Raw genomic sequence first — 4,422 nt, forward strand, 5'->3', positions numbered from 1 at the left:
ATTCCCGCCCTGGCCTTCCACTTCCTCGGTGTGTTCAGTCAGGAGCTGGGCAAAAAGGTGACGGATTTTTCCGAAGAGGCAATGGCTGTGCTGACCAACTACGATTGGCCGGGCAATGTCCGCGAGCTCGAAAATACCGTGCAGCGCGCGGCAATTCTGGCAACCGACACGGTCATTCGCCGGGCGCATCTGGTGCATCTCGACGAGGCGTCGCCAGGGCGTGCTCTCGACATCCCGAGAACCGCCGAGGAACTCAAGCAGATCAAGAAAGTGGCCCGCGAGAAGTCGGTTGAGAATATCGAGAAGCTGTTCGTGCTCGATGCGCTCAAGCGGAATGCCTGGAACGCGACCAGGAGTGCCGAGGAGACCGGCATGCAGCGCGCCAATTTCCAGGCCCTGATGAAGAAATACAACATCCGGATCCGCGAATCCGAACGCGATCCCGGCGAACCCGACGCCTCGTAGGAGCTGTGTCGTTCTCTTGGGATGCCCATGCCGGTCCGGGAACCCGGTGAAGCAGCTTCGCGGGCTGGTCCGGACGGCGGGGCATTCCGGCCGTCGCCCGCAGTACCACATACATAGGGCGCGCAGCCGGGGCGAGCGCTCGGTAAGCTTGGGGGCCAGGGACATCTTCAAATCGGGGCACGACCCGTGGCGGCGGGGCGTGCGCCTGCGAGCCCCCCCGGGCCGCACCGTGAACGACTGGCGAGTGCGCTGGCCTGCCCCCCAGTCGGGCTCCGCCGTGATGCAATCAGAAATCGCTCTGCACCCTGAGTCGCTCGCATTGCGCGACACAGCCTCTCCAGCCTGACCCCCGGCGTCGGCTGCGGTCGGTTGGTTCGGTCCCCGGCCGCAGCGGCGGATCGCTTGACACCCCCTGCCATGCCACGGCCGTAACCGCTGCCCGGGGGGGCGCGGGTCGGCGTTTTCCTGCCCTTATGGCCAGATGGCCAGCGCAAGGCGGCCATGCGCCAGCCGCGGGGCAACAGCGGTGTCGCATCGCCCGACCCGCGCCGGCTGGCCATCATGCGAGCGACGCCAGGAGCCCCGGTCATGGCCAGCCCGGGACCGGTTCGAGGCTTCGCCCGAGTACGCCTGTGGCCATCCGGCCACGCTCCGGCTGGTATTATAAATTTTCGGTAATCCTGGTGCTACCGTTCCTCCATGTGGGGGCGGATCGTCCCCCTGGAGCAATCGCTCCCGTTCGATTCGGGTGATGCAGATTCGTGGCCGTAAAGACAGTGAACCCGGCAAGGCAAGCACGAGGGACACCGATATGAAGCAGACACTTGCGCTGAAGCTGCTGTTCGGGATGGCGCTGACGCTGGGGGTACTTCCCGCGTCGGCGCAAACCACGTCCACGGCACCGCAACTGGCCGTCGCCCAGGCCAGCGTGAAAACCTGCCTGACATGCCATGGCAGCGACCCGAAGGTCACGGCCATTCTGCAGAGTCCGATGGCGGTGACGGGCGATCCGCGCACGCCATTCGCGCAAGGCGGCTGCATCGCCTGCCACGGGCCGAGCGACAACCATCTCGCGATGAAGGCGCCATACCCTGACATCGTGTTCGCCGGACCGCACAAGTCGCCGGTGGAGGCGCGCAACCAGGTGTGCCAGACCTGCCACCAGGGCGGCATGGTGATGAACTGGCAGGGCAGCAAGATGCAGCGCGCCGGTGTCGCCTGCACCGACTGCCACACCGCCCACTCGGCGAAAGACCCGGTGCTGGTGAAGGCCACCCAGGCGCAGGTGTGCTTTACCTGCCATGCCCAACAGCGGGCCGACAGCTTCAAGTACTCGCATCACGCGGTCCGCGAAGGCCTGGTGGTGTGCAGCGACTGCCACAACCCGATGGGTTCCCCGGGCGACACCAAGTCGCTGAAGGAATTCACCGTCAACGAGACCTGCTACAACTGCCATGCAGAAAAGCGCGGACCGCTGCTGTGGGAACACCAGCCGGTGCGCGAGAACTGCCTGAATTGCCACACACCGCACGGCTCGAACGAACCGCGTCTGTTGAAGGCGCGGATGGGGTTCATCTGCTCTACCTGCCATTCCGCCGAGACAGCCAACCACAGCGGCGGGGCCTTCGGCGGAGCGCGTTCTGTCCCGCCCCGCGGCGCACCGGGCAACCTCTCCTTCAACTCGGCGCTGGCGAACCAGAGAGCGTGCGTCAATTGCCACTCGGAGATCCATGGGTCGAACAGCCCAGCCGGCGCTTTCTTCTTCCGCTGATGCGACGCTACGAGCAAGGAGTGTTGAAATGATCACTCGCGACACGCTTCGGGCCATCGCACTGGCATCCTCCTGCCTGGCGCCATTGGCCGCACTTGCCCAAGCCCCGGCGATCTCCATCGGTGGCACCCCGTTCACCGGCGAAGTCGGGATCGGTGTGATGGGGGTCATGGGTAACAACCCCGACCTGGCCGGTCGCTATTCCGGCCTCAACACCACTGGCGTCGACCTGCTCGGCAACTTCGACCTGACCGGCCGCGACCCGTGGGACTCTGGCGGGACCCGGTATTATGAACTGAACGGTGATAATCTGGTCTTCCAGATGGGTAATCACCTCGGCGATGGCAACGGCATCGGCAACCCCGTCAACCAGAACACCTTTGGCTCCGGCTTCAGCAACGGTGTGGTGAACGCCGGCTCGCTGGGGTTCAAAGCCGGCGACCAGGGTACCTGGGGGATTGCGGCCTCCTACAACTCCTTTACCTACACCGGCAACGTCATCGGCTCGATCTACACCGTCAACGGCAACCGTGCGTCGCTGAACCCCGGGCTGTTCCCGTATGGCGGAGCGGCCAGCCCGACCGGCCCCACCGGCCCCTTCACCAGCTACACCATCCCCTCGCTGACGGCGACCGGCGCCATACTGCCCGTCCAGACCGGTACACGCCGCGATATCCTCGGCGCCAACTTCAAGTACATGTGGGGCGACTGGACCTTCACCGGCGCCTTCCGCCACGAGCACAAGGAAGGCTCGATGGAGGAGGCGTACGACGGCACCTATGGCGGGATGGCGTTTGCCATGCCGATCGACTACGACACAGACCGCTACGATGCGACGGCCGCCTACACTTCGCGCCTGTTCCAGGGGTCGCTACAGTACACCTTCTCGCATTTCACCGACAACAATCTCTTCGTCACCCTGCCCTATCCGGTCTCCGGAACCAGCTCGGGGAATGTTTTCCAGCGTGCGGCGGCTTATGAGACGCCGCCCAGCAACAGCGCCCACTACGTCACCCTCATGTTGGCAACCAATGCGGTGCCGCTGACGCGCATCAATCTGAACGCGCGTGTCGGCGTAGAAAAGCAGGACTCTACGTTCCCGCCGAACACCGCCGATCCTGGTGCGAACTTCGGCGTTGCCCCCTTCCAGAACCTGAACTCCGCGGGGCAGGGAACGACCGCCAATTCACCCGACATCCTGGCCACGATCTACCAGGTCAAGATCAGCGCGTCGTCAAATCCGTTCGCCAATCTTGACGCCCGCGCATACTACGGCATCGACGGACGCAGCGTCAGCCTGAACCAATATGCGGTCTTTGGCAGCGGCAGCGGGAGCGACTCCAGCCCGGGCTCTGCCGCGCCGGTCGCCTTCGTCGTTCCCCAGGATTGGCTGAAGCAGAACGCGGGCGCCGAGGTGGGGTACGTCATCATTCCCCAGTACGACACCAAGCTGACGGTCGGCTACCGGTTCGACTCGATCGATCGCAGCAACGCCCAGGTCGGGCATAGCTGGACGAACACCGCATCGGCCGCGCTGTCGTCCGCGTTCGGACCCCAGGCCGACGGCAGGGTTTCCTTCGACTATGCCGACCGCTCCGGCACCGTGAACTATCTCGGGCCGTGGACGTTCCTCACTGGGACCCCCACGTTCTCCGGCGCATACTATCAGGCTCCCATGACGTCGGAGGCGGTCACATTCAGGGCCAACTACACGCCGTCGGATAGCCTGTTCGGCGGCTTCTACGTCCAGTTCAAGAACGAGAATTACACCTACTCGGCCATTCCCGCCGGCATCAACGGCCTGGCGCCTTCGGCGATCCCGCTCTTGGGCGTCGGCGGAGGCCTCAAGCAGGACTACGCCCTGAGTCTTGGGCCGGACATCACTTATCGGCCCATGCCGAATTTGAACCTCCACTTCTTCTACACGTACGAGCAGCTCTTCTACAATTTCCAGGGTAATGGCCCCTGCGCCACGCCAGCAGACATTGCCAATGCCGCCAACGGCTGCGGCACGACGTCCGCCGGGTACGACGTGAACAAGCAAACCAGCGGCACCCACACCGTCGGCCTGAGCGGCGAGTGGAAGGTCAATGAAAAGCTGAAGCTGAAAGGCGATTATACCGTATCCTACGGTTCGGTGGCGTTCACCGAATTCAACGGTGTATTCGTGACCGGCGTCTCGACAG

2 protein-coding genes and 1 pseudogene are annotated in these 4,422 nt (G+C 64.1%); all 3 read left to right on the forward strand.

Going from position 1 to position 4,422, the window contains the following annotated elements:
• Positions 1-465, forward strand: a pseudogene (locus ACLP9N_RS34150) (hypothetical protein); the annotation flags it as partial.
• Between the two features lie 751 nt (positions 466-1,216).
• Positions 1,217-2,236, forward strand: coding sequence for a DmsE family decaheme c-type cytochrome (locus ACLP9N_RS34155; protein ID WP_442411532.1), 1,020 nt, complete (start codon positions 1,217-1,219; stop codon positions 2,234-2,236).
• 28 nt (positions 2,237-2,264) lie between these two features.
• Positions 2,265-4,422, forward strand: a 2,158-nt coding sequence (locus tag ACLP9N_RS34160; protein ID WP_442411533.1) for an MtrB/PioB family outer membrane beta-barrel protein, incomplete at its 3' end; no start/stop codon positions are given.

This window comes from Mycobacterium sp. (assembly GCF_052144515.1).
Classification (GTDB): Bacteria; Actinomycetota; Actinomycetes; order Mycobacteriales; family Mycobacteriaceae; genus Mycobacterium.

Coding starts and splice junctions, on each gene's coding strand:
- ACLP9N_RS34155 (WP_442411532.1), top strand. CDS start 1,217: ATGCAGATTCGTGGCCGTAAAGACAGTGAACCCGGCAAGGCAAGCACG.